General features: G+C 64.6%; 7 protein-coding genes. 2 read left to right on the top strand and 5 right to left on the bottom strand.

Annotated features, from left to right (window positions below; all coding sequences use genetic code 11):
* Nucleotides 1–7: 7 nt before the first annotated feature.
* From FBZ93_RS35275 to FBZ93_RS35260, 4 genes are all read right to left on the bottom strand, one after another.
* Nucleotides 8–874 (bottom strand): ABC transporter permease subunit, encoded by an 867-nt coding sequence (locus tag FBZ93_RS35275; protein WP_146992013.1) that lies wholly within the window; start codon nt 872–874, stop codon nt 8–10.
* Nucleotides 875–966: 92 nt separating this feature from the next.
* Nucleotides 967–2,181: an urea ABC transporter substrate-binding protein gene (locus tag FBZ93_RS35270; RefSeq protein WP_246667775.1), complete on the bottom strand. Its 1,215-nt coding sequence runs from the start codon at nt 2,179–2,181 to the stop codon at nt 967–969.
* Nucleotides 2,182–2,241: 60 nt separating this feature from the next.
* A complete protein-coding gene (locus FBZ93_RS35265; protein ID WP_146992011.1) occupies nt 2,242–3,237 on the bottom strand; it encodes an acetamidase/formamidase family protein in 996 nt (331 codons plus the stop codon).
* A 17-nt stretch (nt 3,238–3,254) separates the two neighbouring features.
* The gene (locus FBZ93_RS35260; RefSeq protein WP_146992010.1) at nt 3,255–4,655 is read right to left on the bottom strand and encodes an amidase; all 1,401 of its coding nucleotides are present in this window, start codon (nt 4,653–4,655) and stop codon (nt 3,255–3,257) included.
* Between the two features lie 431 nt (nt 4,656–5,086).
* On the opposite strand from FBZ93_RS35260, the gene FBZ93_RS35255 reads away from it, so the two are divergent.
* A complete protein-coding gene (locus FBZ93_RS35255; RefSeq protein WP_146992009.1) occupies nt 5,087–6,250 on the top strand; it encodes a transporter substrate-binding domain-containing protein in 1,164 nt (387 codons plus the stop codon).
* Entirely contained in the window at nt 6,247–6,834 is a 588-nt protein-coding gene (locus FBZ93_RS35250; RefSeq protein ID WP_146992008.1) for an ANTAR domain-containing response regulator, read from the top strand. Before FBZ93_RS35255 ends, FBZ93_RS35250 begins: the two co-directional genes overlap by 4 nt.
* A 339-nt stretch (nt 6,835–7,173) precedes the next feature.
* Here FBZ93_RS35250 and FBZ93_RS35245 read toward each other — a convergent pair whose 3' ends face one another.
* Nucleotides 7,174–19,146 carry a filamentous haemagglutinin family protein gene (locus tag FBZ93_RS35245; protein ID WP_167529360.1) on the bottom strand — a complete coding sequence of 3,991 codons (11,973 nt, stop codon included), beginning with the start codon at nt 19,144–19,146 and terminating at the stop codon, nt 7,174–7,176.
* Nucleotides 19,147–19,270 lie beyond the last annotated feature (124 nt).

Genomic DNA, 19,270 nt, shown 5'->3' with positions numbered 1-19,270 from the left:
TTCCCGTCTAGCGCCCACGACGCACCAGCACGCTGGATAATCCTTCAGGCAGCACCCGTATGATCAGGATGACGGCAAACAGCATGCCGATCTGGCCGATGATCTGGCCGTAGCTTGCATTCAGCGCCATCCGGATCATCGCCAGGAACACCGCGGCCGGCGCGGTTCCGAGCAGCACATTGGCGCCGCCGATCACGACGGTGACAAAGCTCTCGACCACGAAGGTCGCGCCCATGGTCGGGATCAGCGTCATGGTCGGCGCGTAGAGTGCGCCGCAGAGCCCCGCGAGCGCCGTGCCGATTCCGAAGCTGATGGAGTAGATGCGCCCGGTACGCGCGCCGAGCGCCTTCGCCATCGCGGCGTTCTGCATCGTCGCCCGCGCGATCACGCCGAAGCGCGTCTTCATGAAGATGATGTAGAGACCGGCCAGCACCGCCACCGCTGCGCCGAACAGCACCAGGCGGTAGGTCGAGAACGTATAGCCGCCGATCGCGAAGCTTCCTTCCGGCGTGCCAATGCCGCGCACCGCGGAGCCGACGATCAGCAACATCGACTGCGTCACGATCAGGCTGAGCCCCCAGGTGGCGAGCAGCGAATCGAGCGGACGCTTGTAGAAGCGGCGCACGATCAAAAGCTCGACGATCATGCCGATAATCCCCGCCGTCAACGCCGCCAGGATCTGGGCGATCGGCAGCGGCACGCCGAGATTCACGAGCCCGACGGTGACATAGGCGCCGCACATGATGAACTCACCATGCGCCATGTTGATGACGCCCATCATGCCGAACACGATGGCAAGGCCCGCCGCAGACAGGATCAGGAACGCGAAGACGTCGGCGAACTGATAGAATACCGAGAAGAGTTCAGCCGACATTCCGGTCTCCGTGATCACGGCGCCGCATCAAAGCGGCGCCGGTTCGCTTGGAAGTCATGACGCACAACACGAGCAAGATTTGTGCCCGCGCATCACGATTTGCTGGGAAGATGACTCGGCGTGTACTGGTCCTTGTCGTTCTTCTTGGTGAGATCGCAGCCGATCTCGCCGAGCCAGTACGGCTGGATCGTCCCGTAGTCCTTCTCGACGGTCACCTCATGCTTGGGCCCGACCGAGATCAGGCGCATGCGGTGCGACGTGTGCTGGCTCTTCGGATCGATGCAGACCTTGCCCTCGGGCGCGTCGATGCAGGCATCGCCTGACGCGATCACCTTGCGCATGTCCTCGAGCTTGGTCGACTTCGCCTTCTCGACCAGCGCCTTGTACATATAGAGCGCGTTATAGGCGTTGTAGCCCATGTCGTTGATGTAGAGCTCGTCCGGGAACTTGGCGTGCCAGCGCTTCTTGAAGTCGTTGGCTTCGGGCGTATCGATCTCCTCGAACCAGTTCGCGGTCGCGTGCATGTTGTTGAGCGCTGGCGGCTTGAACCGCTTGTGCTCGAAGCCGAGCATGATCTTGATCGAGGACCCCATCGGCAGATTGAGATTGGCCGCGGCGGCCTGCTCGAAGAACGAGTCCTGTGCGGCGCCGACATTGATCGTCAGCAGCCAGTCCGGCTTCGCCTTCTGGATGTTCTGGATGGTCTGCGCGAATTGCGAGACGCCGAGCGGGATGAATTCCTCGCCCACGACCTCGCCGCCGAGGTCCTTCATGATCTTCCGATTCCACTCCGCCGAGATCTGCCCGAAATTGTAGTCGGCGGCGATGACGTAGACCTTCTTGCCGAACTTCTGGACCATCCAGGGGATCAGGGTCGAGAACTGCTGCTCCGGCACTGCGCCCATGCTGACCATGCTGGCATCGCAGACGCCGCCTTCATACTGGTTCGTATAGAAATACGGCGTGGTGGTGCGATCGACGATCGGACGCAACGCCTCGCGCGAGGCCGAGGTGATGCCGCCGATCAGCACATCGACCTTGTCGCGATTAAGCAGCCGCCGGCCGAACTCCTGATAGCGGGCGTTGTCGCCCTGCGGATCAAGATGGATCAGCTCGATCTGGCGTCCGAGGATGCCGCCGCTCTTGTTGATCTCCTCGACCGCGAGCTGCGAGCCGTGCAGCTTCGGCATGCCCATGAAGGCAAGGTCGCCGGAGACGTCCTCCAGCAGGCCGACCTTCAGCGGCGGTTCTGCCGCCTGCGCGCTATCTATTGCCGCGATTCCAAGCATTGCACCAAGCAAAGCCATTCCAACTATTCGCCCCGAATTCATCGCGATGTTCCCTGTCGTTGAATGATGGTTGGAAGTTCACGCCTTGAGGTAATTCTTCAGGATCGACGCCCCCATCGTGTATTTGGGGTCGACCATGTTGCCGAGCCGCATCCGGCCGGCCTGGCTGAGCAGCATGTAGGCGTCGATCTCATCGAAGCCGTAATCGGCACTCATCCAGCGCACCAGTTCGCGATAGGCGATCCGCGCCGCGTCCTCGAGCGGACGTGCGCTGCCGATCGTCATGATGAAGTCGCGCGTCTCGAGCCGCGGCCAGGCGAAGCTCCAGTTCTTGATCAGATCGATCTGCAGCGTCACGGTGGCGCGCTGTTCGAGCGCGACGCCCGAGAGCTCACCATCGCCCTGCGTGGCGTGGCAGTCGCCGACATAGAGCAACCCGCCTTCGGCATGCACCGGCAGGTAGATGATCGCACCAGGTGCGACGTCGGGCAGGTCCATGTTGCCGCCGTGATAATCAGGCTGCAGCGAGGAGATCGCCTCGATCTCGGGCGACACGCCGATCGTGCCGATGAACGGCTCATAGGGCAGCGTGATCTTGTCGTTCCAGCGGACGCCGTTGCGGTCGACATGCAGCTTCTTGACGCGCTCCGGCAGCGGCGGATTGAGCAGCGCCGTCGATGCGGTCCCGACCAGGCCGCCGAACTCCGGAATGATGCAGGTGGTCCCGGCCGGCTGCGCGCCGCGGGTCTCAACGTCGCGGATATAGACGGCAAGACAATCGCCCTTTTTGGCGCCCTTCACCGCGATCGGCCCGCATTGCGGGTTCAGGTAAGGGAAGTTCAGCTTCGCCGTGGGGCTGTCGCTCTCGCTGGTGAGCACTCCGCCGAAGGCATCCTCGGTCTCGACGACGACCACCCCGCCGGGATCGATCGACAGCGTCGGCTTGGCATAGGGTCCGTAGACGTAGTGGAAGCCACCCTGCTGCTCGATCGTCAGATTATGGGTCGTGCCCGTCGCGCCCTTGGCGACTGCACGCTTGGCCATGATGGAACTCTTCAACCAATCTTCGGACATGCGAGCGGCTCCTCAATTCAGATCGCGGGATGGCGCTTGTGCCAGTCGGTGACGCGCTGGAAGGCATCGCCTGCACGGACGAGACTTGCTTCATCGAAGTGACGGCCGACAAACTGGAAGGCGACCGGGCCGCCGTTCGGCGCGAAGCCGCCGGGAAGCGTCACGGTCGGGCTGCCTGTCATGTCGAACGGACAGGTGAAACGCAGCAACCCGGTGATCAGCGACGGGTCCTCGCCAAGCGCCGCCATCTTGGCCAATGTCGGCGCAGCGAACGCCTGGGCCGGAACGGCAATCAGATCGACCGTCTCGAACAGCAGCCGCACCGCGCCGCGAAACGCTTCGCGCCGCAGCACGATCTTCTGATAGTCCATGCCGGATTGCGCCCGGCCGAGATCGAGCAGGCCCGCAAGTGCCGGACCGTATTCGTCCTTGCGCGCGGGATAGGTCTCCTCGTGCGCAACGGCCACCTCGATGCCGCACAGCGGGAACCAATCTTCGATGACGGCCTTGGGATCGGGGAATGTGATGTCCTTGATCTTGGCACCGAGATCGGCGGCGACGCGCAGACCTTCACTGAGCATCTTGCCGGCGGCCTCGTCGGTGCCCTCGCTGGTCCAGCGCCGATCAACCCCGATCGACACGCCGCGCAGATCTCCGGTCAGGCCTGCGAGATAATCCGGCACGGGCAGCGGCACCGAGGTGGCATCCTTGGGATCCTGCCCTGCGATCACGGCGAGCATCGCGCCGCAATCCGCTGCGTTGCGCGCCATCGGACCGATATGATCAAGCGTGGCTGCGAGTTCGAACGCGCCGTAACGGCTGACGCGTCCCCAGGTCGGCTTCAGGCCGGTGATGCCGTTGGCGGCCGAGGGAAAGCGGATCGACCCGCCGGTATCGGTTCCAAGCGAACCGAAGCACAGCCCCGCGGCGGTGGCGACGCCGGAACCGCTCGAGGACGCACCGGACCACAGATCGGCATTCCAAGGATTCTTCGGCGGATCGATCTTCGGATGATGGTCCGCATAGGCGCCCTCGGTCTGCTGCAGCTTGCCGAGGATAATGGCCCCGGCATCCTTCAGCCGCGCAACCACCGTGGCGTCCTCATTCGGACGGAAATCGCGATGAATGGTCATGCCGTGCGCGGCGGGCGCGCCCTTGGCCCAGCACAAATCCTTGACCGCGATCGGCACGCCGTGCAGCGGCCCCTTGATCTTGCCGGATGCAATCTCCTTCTCGGCTGCCGCCGCTTCGGCAAGCGCTGCCTCGCCCATCACATGAGCGTAGCTCTTGAGCTTGCCGTCGAGTTGCTCGATCCGCCCGAGCATCGCCTTGGTCACCTCGACCGGCGAGAGCTTCCTGGCCTGGATTTGCTGCCCGACCTCAATCAGTCCGAGATAGTGAAGATCCGTCGTCGGCATCGTTTCGCATCCCCGCACTTGGCACCGCATGTGGCACGACGCAAGCGCAGGCACTGCCCATCACCGCGCATGCGCCTCCGGCTTGGCGGCACGGGCGTGTCGCCAATTGTTTGGCGGCAAAAGCAAAAAGCCACCCGCCCCTCCGAAACGAAGGTGACGAATGGCCCAAATGCCGCGGCTATGATCAATCGCAAGGGACCGTGATCGAACGGAGCACTCTGCGCGGCGATCGGGACGTCATCGGCCAGATCGACGCACGCAAGGTTCGACAGGAAGCCCTGTAGCAGAAAATTCTAAGGAGGTGTGCAGCGCGTTGTCAACGAGGCTGGCTGCACAAATTTCGCAAGGTGCATGCGCAGCAAATCGGCATGACCTCTTGCACCGACCTCTGCGAAGATGATTTCCTTCGCAAGGTGCACTGAAAGTCGTCGATGACAAAGCCGTCCATTCCCGTTGGCATTATCTGCTCGCAGCATGGGCCCTATCAGGCCATGGGACGCGAGATCCTCAAGAGCGCCATGATGGCGGTCGACGAGATCAACGAGCAGGACGAGTTCGACTTCTCGATCGCTGCGCACGTCCGCGATCCCCGCGGGATCATTTCGGAATACCATACGGTCTGCGACGACCTCATTCGCAATGTCGCGGTCGAGCACATCATCGGTTGCTACACGTCGGCCTCGCGCAAGCAGGTGCTGCCGATCGTCGAGCGCACCGACCGCCTGCTGTGGTATCCGGCGCGCTACGAGGGGTTCGAATGTTCCGACAACGTGATCTATGTCGGCGCCTCGCCCAATCACAACGTGCTGCCGCTGGTGCGCTACGTGCTCGATAATCTGTCGCGCGAGATCTTCTGTGTCGGCTCCAACTATGTCTGGACCTGGGAAACCAATCGCGTCACCCGCGAGCTGGTGACGGCGGCGCGCGGAAAGATTCTTGCGGAACGCCTGCTCGAGCTCGGTGAGAGCGCGGTCACGCACATCGTCGACGAGATCGTGCGGCGCCGGCCGCCGGTCGTCTTCAACACGCTGGTCGGCAGTTCGAGCTATGACTTCATCCGCGCCTTCCATGCGGCAACCCTTGCTGCGGGTCTCGACATCCCGATGCTGAGCTGCAGCCTGTGCGAGCCCGAGCTGAAGATCGCGGGCCCCGCATCGGCCGGATGCATCACGTCGTCGGCCTATTTCGAAAGCATTCGCCTGCCCGAGAACCAGGCCTTCGTCGCGCGCTGGAAGGCGCGTCACGGCGAGCACTCCAGCCCGTCGGTAGACGGGCAATCCGCCTATGTCGCGGTCTATCTGCTGGCCCGCGCCCTGCAGCGCGCCGGCACATCCGACATCGGCGAGGTGCGGCGCGCGGCGGCCGGCCACCGCTACAATTCGCCGCAAGGTCCGGTGTGGATCGACGGCAGCAACAACCACTGCGTCCTGACGCCGCGGCTCGCCGTCTCCAATGCCGAAGGACAGTTTGACATCTTCTGGGAAGCCGACGCTCCGGTTAAGCCGGATCCTTACCTGACGCAACTCGACATCGCCGCCAGCCCTGCACGGGATGGAACGTTGCCGAATGCGCCGCATTTGCGGGTCGTGAAATGAGCAAGCCGTCGTCGTTTTCGCTGCGCGGACGCAAGGCGCTCGTCGCCATCAAGGACGAGCGCGACGCCACCATCGTGAGGCGCCAGTTCGAGCGCCTCGGGATCGACATCGTCATATGGGATGGCGGCGGCACGATCGACTGCCGGCCGGACGTGGCGCTGATCGACGACGAGTTCCTGCCGCTCACCTCACCGGCGCAGCGCAGCTCGCTTGGACGCAGCCCGGTCATTGCTTTGCTGGGCACGGAAACGCCAAGCCGCCTGAAGCTGGTGCTCGACCTCGATCCGGCCTCGTTCCTGGTCAAGCCGCTGCGCTCGGCCGGCATCTATGCCGCGCTCGTGCTGGCCTTCGAACGACGCGAACGCACCAACGAGCTGAAGCAGCAGGTGGTGAAGCTCGAGCAGCGGCTTCGGTCGCGCCGCGTTGTGCTCGCCGCGGTGCTTCAGGTCATGCACACCCACGCACTGGCCGAGCCGGCCGCCTTCGCGCTGATCCGGCGCGCCGCCATGGAGCAGCGCAAGACCATCGAGGAGCTCTCGGCCGAGATCACGGCCAAGGGCTCCCTGCCCCGGGCGACCGGTTAGCCGGTGTCGCCCGACGCATGACGGGTCCGCGGAGCGATCGAGCACGATCGCCGTGGCGCCGCAGGTGCCGCGCTGCCAAAATATCGAAAACAACCCCATGCAAAGGCGCCGGCGGCTGCCGGCGTTCGATCGAGCAACTTGACACGTCGGGCAACTCAGGGGTACATTTCCAATATTCCGAAATCGCGCAAACCCCCTCGCCCGCGAGATGAAGCGGAGCCTGGTCGATTCAAAGTCAAGTCATCGCGCGTTAGCTCTTTGTTTGAGCATTATCTCCGCGCAAACGCGTTCCGCGTTTGTCGCGAGGGAAAACCGCTTCGCACTTTTCCGGATCATACTTCAGTTCACCACCTGACGCCGCTCCTCCGGCGTCAGCTTCTTCATCTGCTCCGCGCTCAACTGGCCATCGCCGATCAACTGGAAGGCGCTGTTCGGGTCGTATTGGCTCTGCTTGTCGCTGCCGCGCCGCTTCGGTTCATCGCCACCGTCGCCCCCGCCGTAGCCGAGCACTTCGACGATGATGACCGAGGGCTGATCGTTGGTCTGCGGCGGCGGCACTGCCGCCTGCTTCGCAGCGGCCCCCGCCGTGTTCGAGGCTTCGCTCAGGGCGCCCATGTTGGGCGCCTGAACCACCGGCACGCCGATCACGCCGCCCTGCGCCTGAATGTTGGCGGCATTGACGATATGCAGCGCCGCGATGTTGACGAAGCTCGACGCGCGGATGCCGGCCTCGCCCGCATCGACGGTGCCGAGCGGCGCGATCAGATCGACCGTGCCGCGCGGCACCTCCGGGATCGGTTGCAGCGTTGCGATGCCGGCGCCGCTCGACGGCACCACCGGCGATATCGTGATGTTGCCGTAGTTGTCGTAGGCCCGCTTTGGCGGCGTATAGAGCACCGTGGTCTTGGCGCCGCGGCCGGCGTTGATATCGCCCTCCGCCGACCAGATCACGATGTTGCCGCCGAACGTCGTCATGATGCGCGACAGGCCCATCAGCACACTGTTTTGCGAATAGATCTGGATGTTGCCCGCGCCTTGCGTGATCAGACCCGCATCGGCACCCGGCAGCAGCCCCTCGGTCCCGATCGTGACGCCGCCGCCCGGGGTCAGGAACTGGATGTCGCCGCCGAAATCGGTGTGCACGAAGCCGCTCTGGATCTTGTAGTTCGCCGCGCCCGGCGTGCCGGAGGCCGCGGTGAACATCGTGATGTCGCCACGATAGGCCCCATCATGCGGAAACAGTGCTGCGATCGCCTCGCGTCCGCGCAAATAAGAGCCCGGACGCGGGCCGTTCGTATCGTTGTACTCACGCCCGCCCGCGCTCAACTCGGCGTAGTAGACCTGCCGCAGGAAGACGCGCTGCTGTGCATCGGCCAGCGTGAAGAAGTAACTGAGCGCATCGGCCTTGGCGCCGCTATAGCCGAAGCGCTCCTTCAGCCAATCGTAGAGCTCATCGGCGTAGGTCTTCGCCACCTTGCCGTGCTGGTCGGCGAGCGGGCCGGCGCCTGCGAGATTGTTCGGATCGAGATAGAGCCTGGCAAAACCGGTCCAGTCGACTTGGCCAACACCGATCTCGCCCGCGCCGATGCCGGCCTGCATGACCACGTTGGCGCCGGGCCGCTTGTCGCCGGCGGCGAGCGCCCCGATGCTTTCGACCGTCGCGGTTGAGCCCTGATAAATGTTCCTGGCCGCCGTGATTTCGAGCGTACCGGGGCCGGCAATCGTCCAGCCTCCGTTCACTCCGGAATCGAGTCCCGGCCAGCCCGCATAGATGATGCTGCCGCCGGCCGCGATGGTGGACACATCATTGGGATCGTTGTGGAAGATCAGGCCCTTTGTATCGACGATGTCGCCCCCCGCAAGCATCCGCAGCGGTCCTGCCGCCTGATAAAAAACATCGCTGGAGGCAACGCCGTCAGTGGTCTTCCGCACCGTAATGGTCTGCCCATAGGTGATCCCAGTGATATCGCCGTTCACCGCATAGATGCGTGCCGGGTCGCCCTGGTTCGGCGCCGGATTGCCCTTCACCGTATTTGCACCAAAGGCAAAGGGGTACCCGCCCGTTGCGTAGGAGTAGACGCCAAGCCCACTAATCATGTCATTCACTTGAAGATAATTGCCCCAATAATTGGAGGCCGTGATGAGCTGTCCCCCCGGTTCGTCGATCGAGATCGCCCAAGCAGGGTGGAATGGTGTTGCGAGAGCCGATGTCGGCGCCATCGACGCGCCGATGGCGTTCGTGTTACTGAAGATCGATCCTTCCGCCAGCATCTCGAACGCGCCGTTCTCTGACGGCAGCAGCATTCCACCCAACGAATTGTAGATGTTGCCGTTCGCGGCGATCGCCCGCACGGTCGAAGGCAGGAACTTGAAGCCGAATGGCGCACTGCCCGGCGCGAGCGAACCGCCCGCGGCGAACATGTTGACGGCGGTTTCCCCCGTCCACAGCGTGAACCAGCTGGCGCCCTGGCCGCTCGTGCTGCCGTTGTCGGCGGCCGTCACGCCGGTGACACCGACCCGGCCAGGATCGAGGATGGCTCCGACAGCCAGATCGCCGCGTGCGCGGATGTTGATCACGCTGTCGCCTGGCGCGAAATCCCCACCGGCGACCGTGATCATCGAGTAGGACGTCAACGGATTGATCGGCCGCGGATCCGCTCCGCTATCATTGCGGACATTGCTCGCGACCATGCTGCCGAAATCACCCGTGGCGACATCCATCGCGCCGCGCAGATTGACGAATTGATTGCCGCCGGTGCCGATATCGCCGGCCCTCACCGACAGCGTGCCGCCGCCGGTCTGCACCAGGCTGCCATCCGCCATCACACGGCCGCTGCCGCCGACAGCGACGATCACACCACGGCCCACGTCACCGATCGTGCCGCCGGCCTGCAACGTGACATTGCCGCCGCCGAGCGTACCGAGGCCGGAGAAGGCGGAGAGGTTGAAGGACATTCCACCACCGCCGAGAGTTGGACTGAACGCATAGCTGCCGAAGTTGATGCCCCAGGCGGTCCGCTGACCGATCTCCGAACCGCCCTGGCGCCACAGCCAACTTCCGATTTCGGTCCCTCGATTCGCCAGCGCGCCTTTGACATCGGCTTGCGCGACGAGCAAGAAATCGCCGCCATGCTCGGGGTAGTACATGCGCTCCGCGCCGAGCGTCGATTCGTAGTTCGTGTTCGCCGATCCCAGCACCGTGCCGTCGGCCAATTTGCCTCGGCCGAGGTTGTAAGGATCATTCGCTGCCGTCCCGGTCTCTCTGATCGCGGTGCCGGCCGTGTAGACGCCGAACGGCGTCATCTGATCGTAGTTGCCGCCGGCGAGAATCTCGAGATCGCCTGTGCCGGTGCGCACGACGCTGACGCCTGGTGTCGTCGGCTTGTTGATCGTGACGATGAACGGATCGTTCAGCACCACGTTGCCTGAACCGGCAAGCGCGTCGGCCGTTCGCAGCATCCGGCTGTCGGCGCTCGCAAGATCCGCGCCGCCCACCAGTCGCATCGACCAGGATTGCGTACCCGCCGCGAGCATGGGGGCGGTCGGCCAGACCTGGCGATCGCCCGGTCCGATCAGATTGACGTTCGTCATGCCGGCCGGCAGCACCGTACCCTTGGGCAGCAGCGTATCGGCGCTAAACGTGTATCCCCCAAACAGGACAAGACTGGTCCCCGCCGGCAGATTTACAGGCTGAAGCGCCAGGTTGTTGAAGTTATTGATGAAGATCGGCCCTGTAAAATAGACGCCCTTCTCGAGCACGGTGCCGGCCGGAAATACCGTGTTGCGCAGAATCGTATCACCCGGATTGTAGATCTTGTCCGGCGTGATGATATGCCCGCCGTTCAGCTTCCTAGTCTGAACGGGTGGCCCTCTCACCGTGAAGTCTTCCGCCAACGTGATTGCGATGGGAAGCGGATTTGCGGCGCTCGGGCTCTGCGTGATGCTTCCGTTGTCGAGTTCCAGCACCATGTTGATTGTGCCGTTGCTCGGAATGGTCGAGCCATTGCCGAGAACCACTCCACCCGTCTTGACCATGTAATCGGCCGACAGGGTGCCGGAGGCGATCACCGTCACCGCATCCGGGGACGCCGGCGGCGGAGCGAAACCATCCGTGATGCTGCCGTTGATCTTGAGATCGCTGGCAGCACGGACCACGAGCACCCCCGGTTCGCCGGAGCCACGAACGGCCGGATCGGCATTGGGCCCATAGCGATAGCCGGAGAAATCGAGATCGCCCTTCGTCGACAGATCACCGCTTGAGGTGATGGCAACGCCGGGCCGCAGATGGAAGGCGGAGCCATAGGCCGCGAGCCCTGCAAGGCGGTTCCGCAAGTCGCCGTTCTGGAGCGCCGAGTTGATGAACACCGTGCTGTCGTTATGCAGGCTGTCGAGATAGACCTGATCGATGACGCTGCCGCCCGGGAGATCGTAGGTGCGAAACCCGTTCACCGCGATGCTGCCAGCGCCGCGAATATCGAGCGTGCCGCGGGCGTCGATTGCGATATCATTGGCGCCCGCACCGTCGCCGCCGGTGCCGCCGCGGCGCGGCGCATTGAGCTCGATCTTGCCCCGCGATACGCCGTCCGGCGAGCTCATGTCGATCGTCGCGCCCGCGGCCAGCGTCATGGTGCCGTGCGTGGTGGTGAGCTCGACATGCGCGATGTTGTTGGCCTCGATCGCCGCACCATAGCTGTCGGTCTGCAGCACATTGCCGTGGACATCGAGCACGGCATTCGCGGCAAGCCTGAGATCGCCGAGCGCGGACAGGCGGATGGTGCCGGGCTTCGCCCCGCTGGCGTCGATCTTGCCGGCCAGTGTGAGACTGCCTTGATCGACCGAGACCGTCACATACCGCGCCTTGACGCCATCACCGATGACGAGGCTCCCTTGGCGGAGATCAAAGCTGCGGGCTCCGAAGAAATCGGCATCATTGAGCTTGGCATTCAACGCAGCGAAATCGCCGAAATTCTGTGCCGCTACCGTGAACTGGCCGCTATCGAAAGCGCCCGTCGACGATCCCTTGAGCGTACCGCCGAACGCAACCTGGCCATGCGCGGCCTCGATCGCCTTCGCCGCGATCGAGCCCGCCGTGTTGTAGGCGGCCGAGACATCGATCACCGAACCCGCATTCTGGATGATGTTGCCGTTGGTGGAGCTCAGGATGAGGTCGCCGCCCCAGCTGAACTTGGTGACGTCGAAGAAGGCGATGCCGCGGCCGGAGAGGTCAACGGTTGCGTTTGCACCGAGCACGACGTCGTGCGTCGCATTCAGCGTCAGCTTGCCGGACGGCAAGGCGAATGCGGTGTCGACAAACACGCTGTCGCCGGTGAACGAGAGCGTGCCGCCGAGATCGGTCACGCCATGCGTATCGGCGGGAGCGGCCCCTCCCGGCGCGACCAGACGCAAGGCTGCGCCTGCGCTCACATCGAGCTTGGACCCGTTGCTCGCCGTGACCATCGGGGTCGCAATGGTGAGCGCGCCGCCCTGCAAGGCGCCGTTGCTGTCCCTGCTGAGACCCACCTTCAAGGCGCCGTCACTGTTCGCCGTGACGCGCTTGGTCGCCGCCAGGGCGACATCGGAGAAACCAAGCACGAAACGGTTCAACGTTGCGCCATCGGTCGGCTTGCTATGCGCAGCGTCGTAGCCGAACAGAATCTCGTTGGCTGTGATGGCGAGATGCCCGGATCCCGTGCCGGGCCCGCCGGGCAAGACACTGGCCGGCGGCTGGCTGCCATAGGGGCTTGAGACGGAGCCGTTTCCACTGCGGATGCCATTCCAGATCAGAGTATCCGCGGTGATGCTCGCCGTGTCGCTTGCCGAGCCGAGACCATAGATGCCCGGCGTATTGAGAACGAATTTGAGCGAATCGGAGGAAGACGCGCCTTGGCGCGTGGTGTCCAGACTGGCACTGCCGATCAGATTGAAGGAGCCGCTCGCCGTGATGATGAGCTGTTCGAGCGCGGGGCTGCCCGCGCTCGTCGACGGCCGCAATAGCTTGTCGAGCACGCTCTGGGTAAGATTCCATCCCGACGGCAGCTGGCCGGCAGCCTGCGCCGCCGCCAGAGCGGCCTCGGTGCCGACATTGACGCGCTCCTGTGTCACGTTCAGATAGCGCGCGCCGAAATTGACGTCACCCATCGTGAGCCCGCCCGGCGCGGCCAGCACAACACTGCCGTCGGTGAGCAGCGAGGCACCGCTGGCGACGTTGATGCTTCCGGATCCAACGGCGTCCAGAAATTGGAACCAGCCATTCGCGACCGCGAGCACGGCCGGCCTGTCAGCGGTTACACCGGGCGACGTGGGGTCCACGTTGCTATACGTGTAGCCGAGCGTGGAATCGACCGCATTGCTGCTCAATCCGCGCGTATCGATGGTTGCGCCGCCAGCCATGTTGACCGACTTGCCGACCAGGAAAACCTGTCCGGCGCGGATGCTGGCGCCATCGAGGAGATTGACGGCCACTCTTCCGTCAAAAAAGATTTGCGCGCCCGCGCCCGGATCGCCGTCCGGTGCGGAAAACACGCTGACGCCACCCAGCAAGAGCGTGGATGCCCTGAAGGCATTGATGTCGTCGCTGGAGATCGACGTATGACCGGCTATCGGCGTTGCGCCCGGCGCCGTAATGTCGAGTGCGGCAGTACTCGCCATGAGAGCCGACGGCCTGACGACCAGGGTGCCGTCAACACCACCTTTGGCGCCGTCGAACAAGGCCGTCCCGGCGAACGACAATGATTTCGTATTATCCTGCTGAGGGAACAGACCTATATCAAGGACCTTGCCGTCCTCCGGCAGACGAGGCCGGAACCCGCCGAAGGTGGCGGCTTGCGCGCGCTCGAAATCAGCGTAGCCGGTTTCGTTGTATTGCGAGTAGAGCCGCGTGGTCTGGCCCGACGTGAGGATCACCCGCGTCGGCAGCGTGTCCTGGATTGCGGTGTTGGCAACTCCGAGATAGCCCGACGTGACGACGGAGCCATTGCCCGCCCGCCCAGGCGCCATCACGGTCGTTCCGGTCGAGCCGAGCTCGACGCGATAGCCGCCCGGCAACAGCGCGTAGCTGGAAGGCAGCAATGTATAGGTGCCCGCAGGCAATCCCGGCACACCCGAGGGAAGCGTGATCTGCTGGCCGATCACCGGGTCGCCCGCGCCATTGGTTGCGATCGCCGGCGCATAGTCGGCTGCATAACCAGGCAGGATGGCATAGACCTTGTTGCCGGCAGCGCTGTAGCTGTTGACCGGATTGGCATTGACGAGCGCCGTCTTCAGCGCATCGACCGAGCCGCCACGGCCGGAAATGAAGCCCGCACCGGTGAGCGTGCCGCCGCCTGACAGGTCGAGCACGGACCCGGGCTCACCCACCACCGAGGCGGCATTGATCGAAATGCCGCTTGCAATCAGATATCTGCCCTGATGATCGTCGTAAGTCGCGCTGGCCAGGTTGCGCAACGTGCCGTCCGCGCCTTGATAGGCGATGCCATCCGAGGTGCCGCCAAACGGCATGATCAGGCCGGCCGCACTCGCGGAGGTGATGCTACCACTGCGGAACGTGATGCGCGCGTTGGATGCGGGGGAAACGAGCGGACCGCTGACGAGCCGGGTGTCGTTGAACGAGATGCGGCCAAGCGGTGCGCGAACAACGCCGCCCTGGTCAATGTCGGCGGCAATCAGCACCAAATCACCGAAGGCCGAGGCCGGGACCGGCGGCGTCTCGTCGTCATTGCGGCGAATGACGAGATGTGCATCGGGGTCATAGATGGAATATGTCCCGCTTGGACGGAGCCCAACCTTGATGAGCGCAAGGGCGCCGCTCAAGGGATAGATCTGGTCCGCGGTCAGTGCGAGATTCTCGACATCCAGACCGCCGCTGCCGAACCTGATATCGCCATTGCTCTGCAGCGCGACCTGACGAAAGCCGCGGGCATCGAATGGAATGCTGACGGGACGTCCAATGTCCACGGCCCCGCTGCCCTGTTGGCCAGTGGCTCCGAACTGGACTGGCCCATACACGTCGATCAGGTCGCCCGCGACGGTGAAGCTTCCGCCCGCCGCCGGATTCCGAACTCCGACATTGTTGATCCCGGGGGAATAGCCCACCGCCGTCTGCGAGTCCTCCGCGTTGTAGACGCCATCAAGACGGACATAGGGCGCAGACAAATTGATTGTGCTGTTTGGCGTGCCGGACGCTGCGGCGATGACACCGCTCGACAACCGAAGACTGCGAGACAGGCTGAGGTCCACATTGCCGTCGAAGACGAGAAGATCGCGCGTATACAGCGCCAGAGAGCCGAAGCCCCCCTTCGCGACCTGGTTGACGCTGATCACGGTCCGCCCGAATTGCAGCGCTGGATCGGCCTGACCGGGCGACAGATTGGCGCCGAGCCCGCTGCCCGTAGCGTTTTGCACCAGCGTGATATCGCGCGACCTCTGGAACTCCGGCGGCAGTTCGTTGCTGGCATAGGGCGAACTCGTGTTCGGCTGCCCCACGACATAGCCGCGCCAGGACATGGTCAGGTTCAGCGAACCGCCGGACGCGCCGCTGCCGCCGGCCGCAGCCCGCAAGGTGCCGTCGAGCGCCATGCCGAAACTGGAATAGAGCGAGATCGTCCCGCCGTCGCTTGCGGCGAGCGTCGGCACATAGGTCTTGCCATTCTGGACATCGACCACCGCCGAGGTACCAGACGCATCGATCAGCGCGCCCGGACGAACGATCACGAAGGCGTCGCTGACGACGGGATATTTTGGATCGAGCGCGCCGGTGCCGCCGATGCGTATCGTGCCGCCGTCCGGCACGGCAGCATAGGAAATCCCGTCGTCGTCGCGCCCGACCGCATCGCGCGCCGAGACGTCCAGCACCGCGTCGTCGCCGATCCAGAATGAACGCGTCAGGCCGAACTCGCCGTATCCGGAATTGTATCGGGTGTCGCCAGGGGCGTCCTGCAAGCTCGTGATCAGAATATTGCCGGCGGGCGCCGTGATCGCGCCGTCGATGACCGTCTGGCGATTGGCGTAGATCGAAACCGAGCGCCCCGGATCGACGTTGATGGATGCGCCCTTGGCCAGCGTGAAATCATGCAGGCTCCAGAACGTTACATCGGCGCCGACGCGCTGCGTGGCGCCATGCGTGAAGGAGTTGACCGAGAAGCGCGGCGGCGTCCAGAGCGTTGCGGCATCGGCAACGGGGCTGCCGCTCGGCGCGCCGAAGCTGCCCTGGGTGAAGCGATAGACCGGCACCTCGGCGTCGACGCGGGTGCCTTCACCGATCCGGATGCCGGTGTTGCTGCTGATGTTGTAGGCCGTGAAGCCGGACTTGAAGATCGCGGGATCGAGCACCAGCGCATCGGCCACGGCCTCGCCGATCGCGATCGCTTGACCCGCGTTCAGCGTCAGCGTGCCGCCGCCGGCAAAGCCATAGGCGCGGATCGTGCCATCGAGGATGAGCGGATTGGTGAAGAACTGGGTCCAGACCAGATGCGAATAGTCATTGGCCACGAGGCTGACATTGCCGCCCTTGCCGCCTTTCGTCTTGCCGGTCGCCAGGATGGCACCACCCGAGGACACATCGATCAGCGACCCGCTCGCAAGCGTGATGCCGCCGGTCGTCGACACGGTGAGATTGCCGCCATCGACATGCGCCTGACCGGAGACATCGGCTCCGGTCAGTCCGTTGCTCCACAACCCGCTGAGATCGACGGCGACGTTCTGGCCGATCGTGACCAGTGCCTTGCCGTCCGCGTCGCGAAGCGCCCACCATTGCTCGTTCTGGTTCTGGCCGAGCAGCGCATGCATCAGATTGGTCAGCGTCACGCTGCCGCCATGCGCCGTGACGTTGGCGCCGAGTTCGACATGCGGCGCCGCGAAGATCACTTGCGCGCCCGGGGCGAGCTCGAGCGGCGCCTCGACGTGGATTTCCTTGCTGCTCGCAACATTGAGCCCGCCCAGTTTGGCGGCATTGAGCGCATCCGAGTTGAACAACGCGGTCCCGATGCGATCGTCGGGCAAGACAGACGTGACGTTCAATGTCTCGGATATCTCAGGCGTCCGGCCGAAGACGACCCGCGCCGCGGATGCATCGGTGAGGCCCAGTCCCGAATAGCCGCCGAGCGCGAGCTTGCCCTGCAGCGGGGCGACATTCTGCGACAGCTTGTAGCCATCGGTCGTGCCGTCAGGCCGAGCCGTCGTCTGGCGTGAGCTGGTGACGACATCAGCGACGATATCGGCTTCGAAGACCGCCGTCGGCGTCGACAGGATGAGAGAGCCGGCGTCGCGGCCGATGGTGTAGCCGTCCTCCCAACGGGTCGTCACGCGCCCCTTGCCGAACGGGCTGGTCCAGATTTCAGTCAGATTCGGCGCAACCTTGCCGCCGAGCTTGTGCTCGCGAATGAAGCCCGCGCCAATGCCGTAGAACTGCATGTCGGCGCGGGCCTGGTTGGCGCTGTAGAGGCGGCCGTCCGCACCCAGGAAGTTGGTGGTCCGGATGTAACCGCCCTGGTAGCTGACCGAACCGCCGGAGACGTCGAACACGGCTCCCTTCTGCGCCACGACTTCCGGCGCCGACAGCGTGACGCTGCCGCCGACCGCGGCCCATTCGCCGATCCGGTGCACGGTATTGGCGAGATAGCCGGAAACCTCGAGCAGGCCACCCGGCGTATAGTAGCGGTCGGTCGCATAGCCGCCGGTGCCCGCCGGCACCAGCACCAGGTCGCGGGCATCGATCCAGACATCCGCGTTCTTCAGACTGTCCTGATCGCGGTTGACCGGCGAGTCGCGCAGCTCGTTGCCCTGCACGTTGATCAGGAGGTTGTTGGTCGACATCGGCAGCAGCACGCCGCGCACGCCCGAGACGTCGATAACCGATCCGCTCTCGGCGAAGACGCGGTGACCGGCGTTGACCGCCACCTGGCCGCCCTGCGCCTGCGTGGTCGAACCGGCCTTGAAATTGACCGTGCCGCCGCTGACGATCTCGATACGTCCCTGATCGAGCCGGTCGGAGAGCTGCGAAAGATTGTCGAACTGGGCGTTGGCGACCGGGGCGTGGGTGAAGGCCTTGGAATCGGCGACCAGTTGGTTGCGTTGGCTGTCGAGCGCGGTGTCACTGCTGCCGAGCTCGGGCAGGATCGCGGTCAGGCTGCCGCCGGCGAGCGTGATGCTCCCCGCAGCATCGGAGGCGGCGTTCAGCAAATGGATCGTGCCGCGGGTGTTGACCGAGGTGGTGGCGACAAGCGCCCCGTTCTGGTTGACGCTGCGGCCCGCGAGCGTGATGTCGCCTTGCTGGGCGAAGATCAGGCCGGAATTGCCGACGGCCGCGATCGCGTCGCGCACGATCGGCGATATCTCGTTGCCGCGCGTGGTCGAGGCCTGGTTGGCGTCCGTGCTGTAACCCGGCCGCAGCAGAAAGTCGTTGCCGGCCGCGAGTTGCACCTGGCCGCGCGGCGCGGTGATCGAGCCGGCATTGCTGACCTCGGTTCCCATCAGCAGGACGAAACCGCCGCCTTGCGTCACCGAGGACGGCGCGCTGGTCGAGATCAGCGCGCCGGGCTCGACCCTCACCGCACCACGGGCATCCGTGAAGCTCGGCACATATCGGCCGCCGGCCTGCTGCGCGTACATGCCGCTGGTGAGGAACTGGGTATCGGTGATGTTGGCGCTTGAGGCGATCAGCGAGCCGACATTCACCTGGCTCGCGCCGCCGAAGATGATGCCGTTCTGATTGATCACATAGACCGAGCCGTCGGCCTTGATATTGCCGAGGATCTGGCTCGGCGCGGTGCTGCCGACCACGCGATTGAGCGCCACCCAGTTCGTATTGCCCTGCTGGTCGAAGGTCAGCGTGGTGCGTGCGCCGACGTTGAAGGAATTCCAGTTGAGGATCGCCTGCGCCCTGGTCTGCGCGATGCCGACCTGGGTCTGGCCGGCGGCATCGACCGCCTGCGTCGGCGCATTCGCTCCCTGCCATCCCGGCGCCACCTGCAGGCCGCCGGGGGCAAGGCCGTTGGGGACGGCGACCTGCGGCAGCGTCACCGAACGCTGCGAGGTCTGCGCCGCGCTGCGCGCCGCGTTCTGCAAGCCCTGGATCGCCTGGATGGCGCGCGTGGCCCGTGCCATCGCATCCTGGCCCTGCTTGGCGGCCGCCGCAGCGTCCTGCGCTGCCGACTGCGACGCTGCCATCGCTGCGGCCGACGGCGACGACGTCCAGCTCGACCCGAACGGGCGCGCGACCACCGGCGTATTGGCCAGCAGCGCCACGACGCTGACGCTGCCGAACAATGCGGTGCGAACCGTCGCGCGGGATAGGGACCTGGAGAGGCGGGGAACCATGGGATCGCTTTCTTGCGCCGGGCGGCAACAGCCGAACATTTCGCGTCTCAGCGCCAGCACCGAGACCCTCGCGGCTGAGACGATCCCGAACGGGCCGACCCGCACGCCGGATCGGAATTTTTTT

The sequence above is a fragment of the Bradyrhizobium macuxiense genome, assembly GCF_007993935.1.
Lineage (GTDB): Bacteria > Pseudomonadota > Alphaproteobacteria > Rhizobiales > Xanthobacteraceae > Bradyrhizobium > Bradyrhizobium macuxiense_A.
The sequence above is the reverse complement of the archived record's forward strand: the minus strand, read 5'-3'. Positions and strand labels throughout refer to the sequence as shown.